This window comes from Sphingomonas sp. CCH10-B3 (genome assembly GCF_001556185.1).
Lineage (GTDB): Bacteria > Pseudomonadota > Alphaproteobacteria > Sphingomonadales > Sphingomonadaceae > Sphingomonas > Sphingomonas aquatica.
The window spans coordinates 28,443-46,236 of sequence record NZ_LSIJ01000062.1 but is presented as its reverse complement, the minus strand read 5'-3'; the positions used below and the strand labels follow the sequence as shown (position 1 = coordinate 46,236).

At 63.9% G+C, this 17,794-nt stretch carries 13 protein-coding genes and 1 tRNA gene; 1 reads left to right on the top strand and 13 read right to left on the bottom strand.

Translation table 11 applies throughout. From position 1 onward, the window contains the following. The 4 genes from AX672_RS10890 to AX672_RS10875 form a co-directional block, all read right to left on the bottom strand. Positions 1-2,245 (bottom strand): valine--tRNA ligase (locus AX672_RS10890; protein ID WP_066651286.1); only part of this gene is annotated, 2,245 nt, incomplete at its 3' end. A 61-nt stretch (positions 2,246-2,306) separates the two neighbouring features. Then, positions 2,307-2,771: a DUF2497 domain-containing protein gene (locus AX672_RS10885; RefSeq protein ID WP_066651284.1), complete on the bottom strand. Its 465-nt coding sequence runs from the start codon at positions 2,769-2,771 to the stop codon at positions 2,307-2,309. Between the two features lie 39 nt (positions 2,772-2,810). Then, the gene (locus AX672_RS10880; RefSeq protein ID WP_066651281.1) at positions 2,811-4,328 is read right to left on the bottom strand and encodes a TolC family outer membrane protein; all 1,518 of its coding nucleotides are present in this window, start codon (positions 4,326-4,328) and stop codon (positions 2,811-2,813) included. 8 nt (positions 4,329-4,336) lie between these two features. Then, a complete protein-coding gene (locus AX672_RS10875; RefSeq protein WP_066651316.1) occupies positions 4,337-5,020 on the bottom strand; it encodes a protein-L-isoaspartate O-methyltransferase family protein in 684 nt (227 codons plus the stop codon). Between the two features lie 174 nt (positions 5,021-5,194). Between AX672_RS10875 and AX672_RS10870 the strand changes: the two genes are divergently transcribed. Further along, a tRNA-Cys gene (locus AX672_RS10870) sits at positions 5,195-5,268 on the top strand. 21 nt (positions 5,269-5,289) lie between these two features. Here the strand turns inward: AX672_RS10870 and AX672_RS10865 are convergent. The 9 genes from AX672_RS10865 to AX672_RS10825 all read right to left on the bottom strand — a co-directional run bounded on the left by AX672_RS10865 (position 5,290) and on the right by AX672_RS10825 (position 17,787). Further along, complete coding sequence (locus tag AX672_RS10865; protein WP_066651278.1) at positions 5,290-6,261, bottom strand: AraC family transcriptional regulator; 972 nt, start codon at positions 6,259-6,261, stop codon at positions 5,290-5,292. 155 nt (positions 6,262-6,416) lie between these two features. Then, positions 6,417-6,803, bottom strand: a complete 387-nt coding sequence (locus AX672_RS10860) for a response regulator (RefSeq protein ID WP_066651276.1) — start codon at positions 6,801-6,803, stop codon at positions 6,417-6,419. A 64-nt stretch (positions 6,804-6,867) separates the two neighbouring features. Further along, on the bottom strand, positions 6,868-9,354 hold the full coding sequence (locus tag AX672_RS10855) for an ATP-binding response regulator (RefSeq protein WP_168727446.1): 2,487 nt from the start codon (positions 9,352-9,354) through the stop codon (positions 6,868-6,870). A 27-nt stretch (positions 9,355-9,381) separates the two neighbouring features. Beyond that, entirely contained in the window at positions 9,382-10,845 is a 1,464-nt protein-coding gene (locus AX672_RS10850) for an EAL domain-containing protein (protein ID WP_168727445.1), read from the bottom strand. A gap of 467 nt (positions 10,846-11,312) precedes the next feature. After that, positions 11,313-12,767 carry an efflux transporter outer membrane subunit gene (locus AX672_RS10845; protein ID WP_066651269.1) on the bottom strand — a complete coding sequence of 485 codons (1,455 nt, stop codon included), beginning with the start codon at positions 12,765-12,767 and terminating at the stop codon, positions 11,313-11,315. Beyond that, the gene (locus tag AX672_RS10840; protein ID WP_066651267.1) at positions 12,764-14,356 is read right to left on the bottom strand and encodes a DHA2 family efflux MFS transporter permease subunit; all 1,593 of its coding nucleotides are present in this window, start codon (positions 14,354-14,356) and stop codon (positions 12,764-12,766) included. The genes AX672_RS10845 and AX672_RS10840 overlap by 4 nt, the downstream gene beginning before the upstream one ends. 3 nt (positions 14,357-14,359) lie before the next feature. Then, a complete protein-coding gene (locus AX672_RS10835; RefSeq protein ID WP_066651265.1) occupies positions 14,360-15,466 on the bottom strand; it encodes an HlyD family secretion protein in 1,107 nt (368 codons plus the stop codon). Beyond that, entirely contained in the window at positions 15,463-16,101 is a 639-nt protein-coding gene (locus AX672_RS10830) for a CerR family C-terminal domain-containing protein (protein ID WP_066651260.1), read from the bottom strand. The genes AX672_RS10835 and AX672_RS10830 overlap by 4 nt, the downstream gene beginning before the upstream one ends. Before the next feature lie 204 nt (positions 16,102-16,305). Further along, a complete protein-coding gene (locus tag AX672_RS10825) occupies positions 16,306-17,787 on the bottom strand; it encodes a flavin-containing monooxygenase (protein WP_168727444.1) in 1,482 nt (493 codons plus the stop codon). Positions 17,788-17,794 lie beyond the last annotated feature (7 nt).

Below are 17,794 nucleotides of genomic sequence, written 5' to 3'. Positions count from 1 at the left end.
GCGCATCGGTCGGCGCATCGGCAGAGGTCTCCTCCCCACCCCCGGCCCCTCCCGCCAGCGGGAGGGGAGAAAGCACCGGCTTGATCAGTTCGAGATACCAGTCGCAGAAGCGGCTCCACACGAACTGGTAGATCGCGTTCGCGGCGCCGTCGAAGCGGAGGTCGGCGAGCGCGAGATCGACCGCCTGCACGGTCTGCACGACTTCGCCGATGATCCATTTGTTGACCGCGAGCGTCGCGGCGGGCGGCGCCACCGAGGCGCTCGCACCAATGCCGTTCGCCTGGCAGAAGCGCGCCGCGTTCCACAGCTTGGTCGCGAAATTGCGGTAACCGGCGACGCGCGATTCATCCATCTTGATGTCGCGGCCCTGGCTTTCCATCGCTGCCATGAAGAAGCGCAAGGCATCGGCGCCATATTGGTCGATCAGCCCGAGCGGATCGACGGTGTTGCCCTTCGACTTGGACATTTTCTGTCCGTCCGCCGCGCGGACGAGGCCGTGCAGATAGAGCTTGCGGAACGGCACTTTGTCTTTTGGGTCGCTCCGCTCCGGGCCCATGAAGTGCATCCCCATCATCATCATCCGCGCGTCCCAGAAGAACAGGATGTCGAAGCCGGAAATCAGCACGTCGTTGGGGTAGCGGCCGTTCAATAGCCCTCTCCCCTCCGGGGAGAGGGTTGGGTGAGGGGCTGCCACGGGCGACACCGCGTGCGGCGCCCCCTCTCCCCGACCCTCTCCCCCAAGGGGAGAGGGAGATTGCTCGGGCCATCCCAAGGTCGCAAACGGCCACAGCGCGGAGGAGAACCAAGTGTCGAGGACGTCTTCGTCCTGCGTCAAGTGCACGCCTTCGCCGGCCTGCGCCTGAGCTTCCGCTTCGCTCAACGCCACGAAAACGCGCCCGTCATCGGCGAACCAAGCCGGTATCCGGTGCCCCCACCACAGCTGGCGCGACACGCACCAGGGCTGGATGTTGTCCATCCAGTTGAAAAACGTCTTTTCCCAACTTTTCGGCACGATCTCGATCGCGCCTGACCGCACCGCCTCGATCGGCCCCTTCGCCAAGGTCGCCGCATCGACATACCATTGGTCGGTCAGCCACGGCTCGATCACCACGCCCGAGCGGTCGCCGAACGGCGTCTGGATCGTGCGCGGCTCGGCGTCGTGCTCGACGCCCTCCTTGTCGACATGCGGGACGAGGAAGCCGTGTTCCTTCATCCACGCGACCGCCAACTCACGCGCGCCGTCAACGCCGTCTTTGCGGAAGCGATGGAGCCCAATGAACTCGGTCGGCACCAGCCCGTCCGCGGTCTGCACCACATCCGACCTGGCATCGAACATGTTGAGCATGTCGCGCGGCTCGATCCCGGCGCGCTTGCCCACCTCGAAATCGTTGAAATCATGCCCTGGGGTGATCTTCACGACGCCCGAACCGAGCGCGGGGTCGGCATGGTCGTCGGCGACCACCGGCAGCCGCCGCCCGGTGATCGGCTGGATCACGAACTTGCCGATCACCGACTGATAGCGTTCGTCCGCCGCATTCACTGCCACCGCCATATCGGCGAGCATCGTCTCGGGCCGGGTCGTCGCCACCACCAGATGATCGGTCCCGTCGGGCAATGTCACGCCATCCGCCAGCGGATAGCGGAAATGCCAGAAGCTTCCGCGGACTTCCTGCGTCTCGACTTCGAGATCGCTGATCGCGGTGCCAAGGCCGGGGTCCCAGTTGACGAGGCGCTTGTCGCGGTACAGCAGGCCCTGATTATAGAGATCGACGAACACCTTCAGCACCGCCTTGCTGAAGCCTTCGTCCATCGTGAAGCGCTCGTTCGCCCAGTCCATCGAGCAGCCGAGCCGCCGCAGCTGGCGCGTGATCTGGCCACCACTTTCGGCTTTCCACGCCCACACTTTCTCTACGAAAGCCTCGCGCGTGTAATTGGTGCGCTTGTCCTGCCGCTCGGCCATCTGCCGCTCGACCACCATCTGCGTCGCAATGCCCGCGTGATCGGTGCCGACCACCCACAGCGCATCCTTGCCACGCAGCCGCTCATAGCGGACCAGAATGTCCTGCAGCGCATTGTCGAGCGCGTGACCGATGTGGAGCGAGCCCGTGACGTTCGGCGGCGGGTTGACGATCGTCCACGGCTCGGCGCCGGGCCGGTCGGGACGGAACAGGCCCCTGCCCTCCCAATGCGCATACCAGCGCGATTCGATGTCGGCAGGGTCGAAGGTCTTGGGAAGCTCGCTCATCCCGCCCGTCTAGCGGTGCGGATATGGCTTGGCCAACCCCGTAATCAGTTGGCGAAGGCGATCAGCGGCCCTGGCTGATCCGCTCGATCTCGCGCGCGACCATCGCCTCGACGATTTCGGGCAGTTTCGCGTCGAGCCATTCGCGCAGCATCGGCCGCAGCATTTCGCGCACCAGCCCTTCGAGCGTGCCGTCACTGGTCGGCTCGGGCTTGGTCAGCAGCCGCGACAGCGCATCGAGTGCGCCTCGGCTGGCCTCCGCCGCTTTCGGCGAGACGATCGGTTCATTGTCGGGCATTTCGGCGGCTGGCGGCACGATCCGGGCCACCGGCGCAGCAGGCGCTGGTGCGGGCTCGGCAATCGCTTCGCGCAGTTCGAGGATTTCATTGGCGGGCTCGGCGACCACCCGCGGCGCAGGGCGTGCAGCGGCACGCTTGCCGCGCGCTGCGGTTTCGCCTTCCTCGGCGATGATCCGCTTGATCGAGGACAGAATGTCTTCCATCGACGGTTCGGCGCTCAAATCCCCCATGTTGATGCCTCGCACTACGATCGCCCTATCCTCGGCGCCCTATTTCTTCGGCACAGGTGGCTGATTTGTCGGGGTGCTGTCAACCGGCGTCGCGCGCGGCGGATTGCCGAGCAGCGGGTCGAGCGACTTCACGACCTGCGCATCCTGCGCCGGCGAATTGACCGTCGAGGTCGCAACCGGGCGCGGCGCGGGATCCTCGTCCCAGTCGTTGATACGGCGGCGGACCCGATTGTAGTTCGCCGCAGGATCATAAAGCGGCCCGCTGTCGAGCCCCAGATCCTTGGCCTCGGCATGGCCCATTGCCGCTAGCACGGCAAAGCCCGCGACATAGGCATCGCGCCGCGCCGTCACGAGCGTCACTTGCGAATTGAGCAATTCCTGCTCGGCATTCAGGATTTCGAGGATCGTGCGATTGCCGACGCTGTTTTCCGCGCGAACACCCTCGAGCGCGAGCCGGTTGGCGCTGACCGCGGCTTCGGCCGACTGAATCACTTCGAGCGACGAACGATAGGCAGCGAAAGCCGAGCGGGTCTGCGACACGATGCCGCGCTCGGCCTCGGTCAGCTGCTCATAGGCCTGACTTTCGCGCGCCTGCGCCTGACGGACACGCGCAGCCGGGGCGCCGCCCTGATAGAGTGGTAAGGTTAGCCTCAAGCCGAACTGCGCGGTGCGGTCAAACTGCGGTGGCTGAATCGTGCCGATGCGACCGAGCGTACCGAGGTAGTTGGTATAATTGCCCTGCGCAAAAGCATCGACCGTCGGCTTTTTTGTTGCGCGCGCCGTCTTGATGTCGAAGCCGCTTGCCTCAAGCGCCTTGCGGGCGGCGAGCAGCGTCGGGTTGTCGGCTAGCGCGATCTTGACCGCGCCATCGGGATCGTTCGGCAGCGGTGGCAGCGGCGGTGGCGTATCGAGGTCGCCGGGCGGCGTGCCGACCAGCCGGATGTAATTCTCACGGCTCGATATCAGGCGCGACTGCGCAGTTTGCAGCTGGCTCTGGGCGAGCGCGAGCCGCGCTTCGGACTGGGCGACATCGGTGCGCGTCAGGTCCCCGACCTGAAACCGGTCGCGCGATGCCTGCAAGTTGACGTCGAGCACGCGCAGATTCTGTTCGTTGAGCTGGACGACCGCTGAATCGCGGATGACATCCATATAGGCCGCGACGACGGCAGTGAACAAATCGGCTTCGGTGCCGCGCAGCGTCGCCCGACCGCCCTCGACGCGCAGCTTGGCCGCGGCAACGCCATTCTTGATCGATCCGCCCGCATAGAGCGAATAAGACAGGCTCGCCTGCGTCTGGCTGATGCGCGACGGTGCGGTGAAGGCCGTGATCGGCAGCACGACATTCTCGCTGTACGTGCTCTGCACCTGAACCTGCGGCAACGATGGCGCGCGCGCCAGCGGCACAGTTTCGTCGGTCGCGCGCAAATTGGCGCGTTGCGCCTCGAGCGTCGGATTGGTGCGGTACGCCTTCGCCAGCGCCTCGCGCAACGTTTCCGCTGCTGCCGGTGCGGCAAGTGCGACGAGGCTGAGGCCGGCGAGCAAGCGCCCGAAGGACATCGTTCGGATCAAAACACAAATCCCGTTGGAACGGCGAACCCGGGCAGGTGCGCACCGTCGAAATCGGCAAAATCGGCGACGCCGAAGCCGCCTTCGCTGCGCGTACCCAGCGACAGTCGGCACACGCCGCGATCGATCAGGCCCGCCACCACGCGCCCGCCGACCGCAAGCTGGTCGATCAGCGCCTGCGGCACATGTTCGATCGCGCCGTCGACGACGATCACATCATATGGCGCCCTGGCAGCGTGGCCAGCCTCAAGTGCGCCCTCGACCAAGGTCACGCGCGGCATACCCGCGAGTGCAGTCCGGGCCATGGCGGCCAATGTCGCATCGCTTTCGACCGCGAGTACCGAGTCGACCAGCAACTCAAGCACGGCGGCAGTGTAGCCGCCCGCGGCACCGATCAGCAGAACCCGATCATCGGCGCGCAGCCCCGCCTGCGTCAGCAACCGGCCCGTCGCCACTGGCAGGTTGGTGGTGCGCCCCGACGTGAGCGGCAGCTTCACATCGGCATAAGCAACCGGTGCCAGCGTTTCCGGCAGAAAGGACTCGCGCGGCACCACCGCCATGGCCGCGACGACGCGTGCGTCATGGACGGCATTGGGGCGCAGCTGGCTGTCGACCATCGCCTGGCGCATCGCGGCAAAATCGACCGCCGGCGTGGCACCTTGCTGGACGGGTTCTGCGATCATTTCCATGCCGATCCCCTTGGCACAGCTGTCTTAGCTATGCAATACACTTTATGAAACCGTTCGGCTTGTATAACGCCCGCGACGCGCCGCCAAGCGACGCGTTTGATTTTATCCCGAGGCGGTTGACACGATTGATCGCGCCGCGCATTGGGCTCCGCTCCCCGGCTGGGCTGGGGCCCGATGGCGGAGTGGTGACGCAGAGGACTGCAAATCCTTGCACCCGGGTTCGATTCCCGGTCGGGCCTCCATCCAGCAGCCGAGGTGACGGATCAGGCGGCTGCCTGCACGCCATTCAACTCTATTGGCGCGCGCGATGTCTCGGCGTCGACCGCTGCGCGCCGGTAAGCGCTGGGATCGGCCCCATAGGCGTCGCGGAAGGCGCGGCTGAAATGGCTGCGGCTCGAAAAGCCGATGCTCGCGGCGATCACTTTCACCGGCATGTTGGTTGCGCGCAGCATTTCAGCAGCATGGTGCAGCCGCGTCTTGGCGACGAAGGCCATCGGGCTCATCGCAAAGGCATGGCTGAATTCGCGTGCGAAGGCTGAGCGGCTCATCCCCGCGACCGATGCGAGCGCGGCAACGCTGTGGCGCGCTGCAGGCTTGTCGAGGACCGCCGCCGCCGCCTTGCCAAGCCGCGGGTCGCGCAGCGTGCTCAGCAGACTGGTTTCATGGCCGCTGCGCGCGAAATGACGACGCAACAGGACCAGCAAGCACGCCTTCATCAACGACCCCGTCAACGCCCGTGAGCCGAGCCCTGGGTTTTCCAGCTCGTCGAGCATCATTTCATAGCTGAGGCGGATCAGTGGCTCGGCGTGCAAATCCTCGATGATCGGCTTGCGCACGGCATCGAGCAGGCCGAACGACCCTGAGATATTGGCCGTGATCAGCCCGCAAACGAAGCGCAGGTCACCCTCGCCGCCATTGGTGACGTCGAACTTGACCAGGCCGGCCCCCGTCTGCGTACAATTATCGATTGCCAACAGCTCGCGCCCGACCGCAGGATCGGCACCGATGACCTGCCGCACATGCGGCGGCACCAGCACGATCGACCCCGGACCGCAAGCGACCGGCGGATCGCCCGCGACAGCAATGTACATCGTTCCCGACAGTACGTAGTGAACTTCAATATCAGGCCCGCCGCGCGCGACGAGTTTCAGTCCGCTATCAACCTGGCAGATTGCAAAGGCATCGATCGCGACATCCAGCGTCTTCAGCAGTCGATCGATAATCTGTTCAGCCATTCACATCTCCACTCAACAAACGCGGCTTCCCCAATTGAGGTCTAGAGCCGCACCCTTTGGCTCGCCATGCCCCGGAGATGATAAGCAACGTGCACTGGACGATATGCAACGCCCCAAGCATGAATGTCGCAATTTTTGAAGAAAGCGTGCGGAGTCTAACCGATCATGCCGCCCGAACGCCGCGCAAGCAGCCGCCCAATTGCGTCGAACAGCGAGTCCATGGCGACCGGCTTGAACAGCACTTCGTCGGCGCCTTCGCGCAAGCAATAATCGCGCAGGTCGACAGCGGTGTCGGCGGTAACGACGATCACCGGCAGCTTGGACTTCGCGTCGGCGCGGGCGCGCAGGTACCGAATCGCCTCAATCCCGTCCATGCCGGGCATCCGCAAGTCCATCAGGACGATGTCGAAATCCTGCTCCTCGATGAGCTGAAGGCCGCGCTCGGCGCTTTCGGCACCGGTCATATTGGCGCCGGCGACGTCAAGCATGTCCTTGACGACACGTCGATTCATCGGATCGTCCTCGACGAACAACACGTTCATCGCCGTACTCCAGTGAGCATTCCGCCCGCGATCCTAACACAACGCATCGTCAGACCCTATCGCGTCAAGCGGCACATGATACAAGGCGTTCCGGTGCCGTATCGCGCTTGGCAATAACGTGTTGCACCAGTGCCGGACCGGCGATCGGCTTGGCGATCACCTGATCGACGCCTGCCGCAGCGAAGCGCTGACGCGCATCGTCCGAGGGACTGGCCCACATCAGATTGACGGCCGCACGCCCCGCGGTCGCCTGCGTTACTGCTTCGATCGCGGCGACGGCATCGGCCTCCGCGCGAACGGCGCTCTCGTCGACCAAAATGATCTTGGGTTGCGCTGTCGAGATCAGCGCGACAGCGTCGGCGACGCTGTCGGCGCAGACGATCGTTTGCGCATGCGGCGCCAGCAGCGCGCGCAACAGGCTGCGCGCAATCGGATTGCGATCGACGATCAACAGATCGGCCGCTGCCGCCGCCACTTCGGGTGCAGCTTCCGGCGCGACGACGGGGCGATAGGGCAAGGTGATGGCAAAGGTCGATCCGACGCCGATCATGCTCTCGACGGTCACATCGCCACCCATTGCGCGGGCAAGGTTGCGGCAGATCGACAGCCCCAGCCCGGTCCCGCCATAGCGGCGCGTCGTCCCGGCATCGACCTGTTTGAACGATTCGAAAATCTCGTCGAGCTTGTCGGCCGGAATGCCGATGCCGCTGTCGCTTACCGCGATCCGCAATTGCCCGTCGGGATGCTGCTCGGCCCGCAAGTCGATCGCCCCTTTCTCGGTAAATTTGAGCGCGTTGGACAGTAGATTGAACACGATCTGACGCAGCCGGGCAGCATCGCCGACAATCATCTGCGGGCAGGCGGCGATATCGATCCGCAAGGCGACACCCTTTGCGCGCGCCTGCTCCTCCCACAGTCGGGAGACGTCGCACAGCGTCTTGTGCAGGTCGACGGGTACGGCTTCGACCGTCAGATTGCCGGTTTCCATCTTCGCCACGTCGAGGATGTCGTCGACCAGCGCCTTCATCGTCACGCCCGCGCCGTGAACCACGCCCAGCCGGTCGCGGGTCGCAGGCGGCAACGCGGTGTCGGCAAGCATCACCTGCGTCATGCCGAGAATCCCGTTCAGCGGCGTGCGGATTTCATGGCTGGTGGTCGCGAGGAATTCGGTCTTCGCCGCCAGTGCCTTTTCGAGCGCCGTGTTGGTCTCGGCCAGATCGACGTTGGCAGCCCGCACTTTGTTGCGGCTGCGCCGGATGGTGACGATGCCGAACACCAGCATCGACACGACAATCAACGTCGCCACGATAACGCCCGCAAAGATCCAGCCGAGCAGCCGCGTGCGCGCCTGTTCGAATTCGAACTTGCGGCGGGCTTCATCGGCCTTGAGATTGGCGATCTTGGCATCCTTGTTGGCATCGTCGAACCGCGCCGCCATCAGCGCGGTATTCGCCGAGGCGGTCAGGCTGGCGGTTTTGTCGTCGAGCCGCTTCAGGGCTTCGAGGTGCCGCAGCGCGACGTCGGGACGTCCAATCGCACTGAACGCCCGGAATGCGGTATCGTGAGCATCCCGATCATTGATTTCCGTTTCTGCCAAGTTCACCCCGGCAAAATATGTCGCAAGAATTTTGGCGGCGCGTTGCGGTTCATTTTCCTTAAATGCGAGCTCTGCCAGCAATGCAACTTCTGGAGAGCGCCCATCGTGGCGACCAGTTTTTGCCGCCTGCGCAAGCGGTATCCGCGCCTCGCGAAGGCGACCTGACCCGATCTGTACTCGCGCAATATTTCGCAGAATTGTATTTTGATAAGTTTGACTATTAATTTCTTGTGCAATCTTCAAAGCCTTTTTATATTCCGACTCAGCTTTTGAAAATTGTTTGAGCTGATCGTATGCATTACCACGATTGTTAAATGCACTGAGGGCAAGAGTTGGGTCATCATTATAAATTTCGACCGACTGCTGATCGTATCGCATCGCAGTTTCGACCTCGCCCGCTTCGCGGTAAAGTGAGGCGATCTGACGAAGCGCAATTGCTTGTTTCCTAGTTTCACGAATTGCACGAAATATGTTGTGGGCCTGCTGATAATCGGAAAGCGCCTCGGCCACATTCGCCTTTGCGGTGGCAACACCGCCCCTCGAAAGCAGAAGGTCGCCGCGCAGAAGCGTTGGGCGTGTTCGATCAGAAAGTAGTCGAAGTGCTTGCTCGATCTTTTGGCCTGCAGCATCGGCATCACGCAGCCGCAGCAACCCTTCCCCCTGAAGCCACAACGACTCCGCGATCATTTCATTGCGCGGTGTCGATGTTGCACCATTGGCCAAGAGGCGTTCAGCGCGAACCGCCAACTTGACCGCGTCGCTCGGATTGCCACGCATTTGGTCTTTGGCGCGCAGCAGCAACGAAGCTGCGTCCTCGGTTGGTAATGATTGCGCGATTTGCGAATTTGCTGGCTGTCCAGCAACCGAAGTCGGCGTAATCGCCAGCGCGATTGCACAAAACGAACCCGCCACGCGCATTGCCACCTCCTGCCGAATATCAAGATTGTGGCGCAACAGGATTAAGCCCTCCCTAACGGAACGTCAGGAAGCGCTTTTCCAGAAGCTTGCAGGTCGGTTGAAAGCGGCGCGCGGATCGGCAGCGATAGCGAGGTGCTTCTCGTCGTCGAGAAAATGCTTGAGCGCAGCAATCGACAGCGGGCGGCTGATCAGAAAGCCCTGGACCATGTCGCATCCCATCACGCTCAGCAACGCCATCGCCGCCTGCGTCTCGACGCCTTCGGCAGTGACTTCCATGTCGAGCGCATGCGCAAGGTCAATCGTCGAGCGCACAATCAGCGGATCGCGGTTGCTGCTGGTCAGCTGGATCACGAACATCTTGTCGATCTTCAGCTCTTTCGCCGGCAACTGCTTGAGATAGGCCAGCGAGGAAAGCCCCGCGCCATAATCGTCGATTGCGATCGTGATTCCCATTTCGGCGAAGACCTGAAGATGGGCGATCGCCGTTTCGGGATCACGGATCACCGACGTTTCCGTGATTTCAAAGCCGATGTTTGTGTTCGCGGCTTTCACGATCTGGCATGCGCGCGCGACAAATGCAGCATCGCCAAGCAATTGTCCGGAGATGTTTACGAAGATCGGGAGGTCATGCCCCTGATCGGCCAACTCGCGCTGATCGGCAATCACTTGCTCGATCGTCCACAAAGTCAGCGGACCGATCAGCCGCGTCTCTTCGGCCACCGGGATGAAATCGCCGGGAAGGATAAGGCCCCGAACCGGGTGGTGCCAGCGGATGAGTGCTTCGACGCTCGATATCTTCTGCTGCCGCAGGTGGACCTTCGGCTGATACTGCAGGAACATTTCGCCGCGGCTCAGCGCCTTGCTCAAGTCGCGAACCAGGGAGAATCGGTCGAAACCCTGCGTGCCCGCCGTCAGATCGCGGATTACGGGGTGTTGGGCATTGCGAGCCTGCGCCAGCGCCTCCTCGGCTTCCTCGACCAGCCGCACCTCGTCTGATGCCGACGTTTCCGCTGCCGCCGCGCCGATGGCCAGCTCGATCCGGTGTGGTTCGCCGTCAAGGTCAATTGGTGCCGCAAACAGCTTCACAATCGTGTCTAGCGCATTTGTCAGGTCGGAGAGATCGTCGCCTTCGAATGCGACTTCGATCGTCGTCCGTCCGACCACGGCCAGTCGCGCCTCCGGCTGCTGCTCAGCGACCCGATCAGCGACATCCAGGACAAGGCAATCGGCCCGCGGCGTGCCCAAATGACGGCGGAGTGGCGCGAAATTGACGATTTCCAGCAACGCGAGGAAGCGCCATGGCAACACCGTAAGCGGGACGCCGCCGGAATCGCCTTCATAAGGTTGAATTTTTCCACCGGAGCGGAAGCTGCCGAAGCTTGCGTCACAATAGGGCAGACGCGCTGTACCGATCGGCGTTTGCGGAGAAAGAACTGTGCTGCTGACCGCAGCGGCCGAGGCAAACAGGTTCCACCGCCGGTTGCCGACGCCAGACAGGCCCAAGCCGAACTGATCCGCGCGCACCATCAACAGCGGCTGTACGCCCGAGGTTTGAATGAAGCGTTAAGCGCAGCCCGCCGCACCGTTGCTGGCGTTCCCAAGCCGCGCCAGTCATTGTCTTTTAGTTAAAACTTCGTTAAACAGATAGACGCGCATTCGCTGCGCGATTTGGGAGAAAGTTAATGCTCGAGTTCCTTCTTTCGCTTCTTCATGGCGAAGAAATTCGTCCCTGGTAACCTAACCATCGGCCCGGACGGATCAGGAAGTCGCTGAATTTTTTGGCGAATTGATCCGCTTCCGGGCCGATACCACTGCCTCGGCAGCGTTAGTCGGCATACTCGTTAACAATTTAGCAAGCGCGTCCAAATAGTTAACAAACCGATTCGAATCGCGGTTAACGCGCCGTTGCGAATCATGTCTCTGGGCTCGGCGCAATCTCGTGATGGGCTCCAGCTTCGCCCTTTAGCTGAAATCGCCGTGCTGCGGTCGATCGATCATGCCGGTTCGGACCAGCCCCCACCAATTGCCTTAAACAACGCCGCCGTTTGCTGCCGCAGCAGCGCGTCGCTTGCCGCCAGTTGCTCTCGCGCTGCCAGCGTCTGGAATTGCGCATTGAGCAGCGCATCCTGCGCAACAAAGCCCGTTCGGTACTGCGCCTCGACCGCGCGCGCGGTCCGCTCGGCATCGGCGAGCGCCTGACGGAGCACGGCATTGCGCCGCCGCTCGGCATCGATCCGGCTGAGCGGGTCCTCGACATCGCGGAGCGCCCGCAGCACCGTCGCCTGATAGGCTTGATACGCCTGCTCGCGCGCTTCCCTGGCGAGCCCGACACTGGCCTTGCGTCGCCCCCAGTCGAGAATCGGGAACATTGCCGCCGCACCGGCGTTCGCCTGCACGCTGTCGCGCGACACGAGATTTGACAGCGACGACGACAGCAATTGCGCCGCCCCGGTCAGGCTGAACTTGGGGTAGAGGTTGGACACCGCGACACCGATGTCGGCAGTCGCCGCGGCGAGCTCGCGCTCGGCCGCGCGGATGTCGGGCCGCCGCCGCAGCAGGTCGCTCGGCAGCCCGGCCGGCACCACCGGCGGCGGCGCCAGCGCCGGACCGGGGGCGCTCAGCTCGGCAAGCAATGCCTCGGGCGCCTGCCCCGTCAGAATGCCGAGCGCGTGGATCCGCACTTCAACATCGGCCTTCAGCGGCTCGAGCCGGGCGAGCGTCGCCGACAGGCTGCCGCGCTGGCGCACGACATCGACATCGGGCGTCAGCCCGGCCTTGGCGATGTTGCCCGCGATCTCCAGCCCGCGCCGCTGATCGGCGGCCTGGCGTTCGACGATGGCGATCTGCTCCTGGTCGAGCCGCAGCGCAAAATAGGCATCGGCGATTTCGGCGGCGAGCGTGACGGCGGCGTCGCGTGCGCTCCACAAGGCGCCCTCGCCGCGCGCCCGCGCCGCCTCGACTCCGCGCCGGTCGCCGCCGAACAGATCGATTTCCCAACTGGCGTCGAAACCGAGCGCGAGCGTCGAAATGCCACTACCCGGTGCGGCCACCCCCGACCCTCCGGTGCCGCCGCCCTGAAACAGCCGGGCGAGCGAGGCAAAGCCCGCGTTCTTCGAAAACTCGACCCGGCTGGCCTGTGCAGCGGCGTTGATCGCGGGCTTGCCGGCTGCGCGCGCGACGATTTCCTGCAGCCGCGCCGCGCGGACCCGCGACGCCGCCACCGCGATGTCGGGATTGTCGGCAAGCCCCTTCTCGATCAACGCGGTCAGCCGCGGATCGCCAAACGCCGTCCACCACCTCGCCGGATCAACTGCACTGCCGGGCGCTTCCGCCCCGCGCGCATAGGCCGCCGGCACCGCCAGCTCGGGCCGCTGGTAATCGGGGCCGACGGTGCAGCTCGCCAGCAGGGCCGCCGCGCCGCCGAGCGCGAGCGTGATGCGCTTCGTCAATGTCCCATTCCTTCGCTGCCACCGCCGCCCTTGGTCGGGCGCATCAGAAAAACCACCGGCGCGACGATGATGATCACCACCATCAGCGTCCGGAACACGTCGAGAAAGGCGAGCATCGCCACTTGCCGCTGCATCGTCTGATACATCAGCGCGAGCGGCGTCGTCGGGTCGCCTGGGGCAAGCTGCTGCGCCTGCGCAAGCCATTCATTGTAGTTGGGATTGGCCGGGTTGAGCGTTTCGACGACGCGCGACTGGTGCACCTGCTGATAGGTCGACAGCAAGGTCTGCGCCATCGAAATGCCCAGACTGCCCCCCAGATTGCGCGCGACGTTGAGCAGGCTCGATGCCTGCGCGGTCTTGTTGCGCGGCAGCCCGACATAGGCGGCCGTGTTGATCGGGATGAACAGGAACGGCAGCGCCGCTGCCTGATAGAGCCGCGCGGTCGACGCATCGGCGAACGAGATGTCGCCCGTCAGCCCGGTCATGTGCCACATCGCATAGGCCTGCGCCATCAGCCCGATGAAGATCAGCCAGCGGACATCGACCATGCCGGTCAGCCGCCCGACCACCGGCACCATCACCAGCGTCGCGATACCCGCTGTCGTCAGCGCCAGCCCGGCGTTGAACGCGGTATAGCCGAGCACGACCTGCAGCATCTGCGGGATCAGCTGCGTCGTCCCGAACAGGATCATGCCGGTCATGAACATCGTCAGCAGCGTGATGCGGAAGTTGCGCGTCTTGAGCAGCTTCACGTCGACCACCGGATCGTCTTGATTGAATTCCCAGATCAGCAGCGCGACCAGCGACACCGCCGCAATCGACGCCGTCACCACGATCGAGGTGCTTTCGAACCAGTCCTCGCGCTCGCCGCGATCGAGCGTCAGTTCGAGAAAGCCGAGCCCGAGGAACACCAGGATCACGCCGACATAATCGATCCGCAGGCCGCCCCTAATCTTTTCCTCGCGGTCGGCCTTCACGGCCGCCGGTTCGTCGACGAACGCCTGGGTGAGCAGGAAGGCAATGATCCCGACCGGCACGTTGATGAGGAAAATCCAGTGCCAGCTCGCCGTATCGGTGATCCACCCGCCGAGCGTCGGCCCGAGCACCGGCCCCACCACGATCACGATCGCAAAGGCGGCAAAGGCCATGCCGCGCTGCTTGGGCGGGAAGGTGTCGGCAAGGATCGACTGTTCGACCGGTGCCAGCCCGCCGCCGCCGATCCCCTGCAGGATCCGCGCGAAGATCAGCGTTTCCAGATTGGTCGCGATCCCGCACAGCAGCGACGCTGCCGTGAACAGCGCGATCGACAGCAGGAAATAACGTTTGCGCCCGATCGCGTCAGACAACCAGCCGCTGATCGGAATGATGACGGCATTGGCGACCAGATAGCTCGTCAGCACCCAGGTCGCCTGATCGGTCGTCACCGACAGCCCGCCGGCGATGTTGCTTAGCGAGACATTGGCGACCGACGTGTCGAGCACTTCCATGAAGGTCGGCAGGCTGATGATCGCGACCACCAGCCACGGGTTGATCCGTCCCGCCGCCGATCGGTCGGCGTTCCAGACCTCGGGCGCGGCTGCGCTGGCCACGGCTCAGCGCACCTTGACGGTCGGCACCACCGACATGCCCGGGCCAATCGGGTAGCGGCGCGGATCGGGGCCGTTCTTGATGTCGAATTCGATGCGCACCGGCACGCGCTGGACGACCTTCACAAAATTGCCGGTCGCGTTCTGCGCCGGCAGCAGCGAGAAGGCCTGCCCTGCTCCGCGCTGGATCGAATCGACGGTGCCGCGGAACTCGACGTCGGGAAAGGCATCGACGCGCAGCTCGACCGGCTGGCCGCGCCGCATGTTCTTGAGCTGGGTTTCCTTGAAATTCGCCGTCACCCAGATGCGATCGGGCACGATCGACATCAGCGGCGTCCCCGGCGCGACATAGGAGCCGATGTTGACCGAGCGGTTGACGACCTGTCCAGACACCGGCGCCGTCAGCCGGAAATCGCCGACCGTGATCGTCGCCTGCCGTACCACCGCCCGCCGCGCATCGGCAGCGGCCTGCGCCGCCGTCACCTGGCGCTGCGTCACCCGGATATTGGCGTCGGCATTGACGATCTGGCGCCGCGCAGCCGCCGCTTCGGCTGCTGCCTGACGGGCCTGCGCGCGCGCCGCATCGAGTTGCTGCCCTGCGACTGCCGAGGGGTCGAGCTTGAGCAATTGTTCGTAGCGCGCAAGGTCTTGCGCCGCCTTCTGCGCAACCGCGAGCGGGGCCTGCGCCTGCGCGATTGCTTGCGCCCGCTGCGCCTCGGCTGCAACCGCCTGCGCGCGGGCAGTTTCGATCTGTGCTTCAGCCTGCGCGACGCCTGCCTCTGCTTCGGCGAGCTGCGCCGCCGGATTCTGCGCCTTGATGACGCCAAGCAGCGCACCGGCTTCGACATGGCGATTGTCGACATCGGCGACTTGCAGCAGTGTCCCCGCCACCGTCGGCGCGATCCGCACGATATGCGCGTCGACGAAAGCATCGTCGGTCGATTCATACTGCCGCGCATCGAGCCAGTAGAGCGTACCCCCGCCGATCACCACGCCGCCGACCACGAGCAGGATCAGCCAGAACAGTGGCCGCCGGAACAGCGGCGGACGAGCGTCGGCGACGGGTTGATCGGCGGGCTTCGCCGTGTCGTGCGGCATGCTCACATCGTTCATTGCGGTTCCTGTCGTGTCGAAATGATAGAATCGAGAATGGCGTCGACATTGGCGGCGACGCGCGTCTTGAGCGCGTTCACCAGCGCTTCGTCGACAGCGTCGGCATGCAACAGCCGCAGGCTTGATGCTCGCGACGCGCGCAGCACGATCACCTGCCCGATCAGCGTCACCGTCAGCAGGCGCGCGCGTGCTTCGTCGCGATCGCCGCTGGCGATGCAGACCAGCCGCACCAGCGTTTCGAGCATCTGGCCCATCATGCCGCCATAGATGCGGTCAAAGGCCTCGGTCGGGTGCATCTGTTCGCGGATGATGAACAGCGATTTCGATTCGGCATCGGGCTCCATCAGCTTGTCGCAGAAGCGGCCCATGATCATGTGAATCGCCGCGCGGGCAGCGGCAGGATTATCGGTGGCGTCCAACGCAGCGTGATCGAGCGCGGCGCCCATGTCCTTGCCCATTTGCGCGGCGATGTGATCGGCGGCGGCGAGGTACAGCCCTTCCTTCCCGCCGAAATGATAAGTGATAGCCGACATCGCCGTGCCCGCCGCCGCCGCGATGCTGCGCGTGCTCGCGCCTTCGAGGCCCTTTAGCCCGAATTCGCGGATCGCAATGTCGAGAAGCCGATCGTGAGCCAAGCGCGCGAATCTTCCGGTTGGACCAATGTCGGTGCCGCATTTAGTTTGTTCGAACGAACTAGCAAGGGCGGAAATGCCGTTACGCCAAAAATCGCCGTAGCGGCTTGGCTGATTGTCCGGCCACCAGCGCGGCTCACTGACTAGCGGCGCGGCGCTCCGGACAGCGCGCCGGGGCGCTGCGGGCAAATTAGCGGCAGGCTGACGTCAGGCGGGGACGGTTTCACCGGTAGCGACCGGCACCGCGCGCGGCACCGGATTGGAAAATTCCATTTCGTCGTCGACCGAGCCGAAGCGAAGCGCGGTCAGGTCTTTCAGATAATTCTGGTGGACCTGCCACGGCTGCTTGTTTCCCTGCTTGGGGAAACGCTCCATCGCCCGGGTGACATAGCCCGAGGTGAAGTCGAGGAACGGCGCGGGCTGCAGATCGCCTTCGATCCGCGGCGTCGCCTGCCGCATGCCCCGCTTCTTCATCGTGTTGAGCAGGCGGCAGACATAGCTGCAAGTAAGATCGGCCTTCAGCGTCCAGCTGGCATTGGTATAGCCGAAGGACGATGCCAGATTGGGCATGTCGCTATACATCATGCCCTTGTAATTATAGGTTTTCGACAAGTCGCGCGCCTCGCCGTCGACAGTGAAGGCAACGTCGCTGAGCAATTGCAGTTCGAGCCCGGTCGCGGTCACGACGATGTCGGCATCGAGCCGCTTGCCCGAATGGAGCACAATCCCGCCCGCGTCGAACCGGTCGATCGTGTCGGTCACGACCGACGCCGTCCCCGCCTTGATCGCGTTGAACAGATCGCCGTCGGGCACCAGGCACAGCCGCTGGTCCCAGACATTGTAGCGCGGCGTAAAATGCTCGTTGATCGTCTCGGCAGGCAGATGCTCGCTCAGCATCTCCAGCACGCGCTCCTTCGCCTGAGCGGGGTGCTTGCGGGCGGCATTGTAGAAATACATGCCGAACAACACGTTGCGCCAGCGCACCAGCCCATAGGCCAGCTTGGTTGGCAGCAACTTGCGCAACCGGTTGGCGATCGCATCCTCCGACGGGCGCGACACGACATAGGTCGGCGAGCGTTGCAGCATCGTCACATGCCCGGCGGTCTTCGCCATTTCGGGCACGATCGTGACGGCGGTCGCGCCCGAACCGATTACAACCACGCGCTTGCCGGTGTAATCGAGGCTTTCGGGCCAGAATTGCGGGTGGATGATCTGCCCCGCAAAATCGGCCTCGCCGACGAATTCGGGCCGGTGGCCCTTGGCGTAATTATAATAGCCAGAGCACATGAAGAGGAAATTGCAGCTATACTCTACGTCGCGCCCGTCATGCGTCGCGGTCACCGTCCAGCGCGCATCCTGCGTCGACCAGCTTGCCGCCTTGACGTGGTGGTTGAAGCGGATGTGCCTGTCGATGCCATATTTGGCCGCGGTGCGCTTGACGTAATTGAGGATGTTCGGCCCGTCGGCAATCGCCTTGGCTTCGGTCCATGGCTCGAAGATATAGCCGAGCGTGTACATGTCGGAATCGGAGCGGATGCCGGGATAGCGGAAAAGGTCCCAGGTGCCGCCCATGTCGGCGCGCCCTTCGAGGATCATGTAGCTGCGGTCGGGCGCCTTGTCCTGCAAGTGATAGCCCGCGCCGATGCCGGAAATCCCGGCCCCCACCACGATGACGTCGACATGATCCATTTGGGCA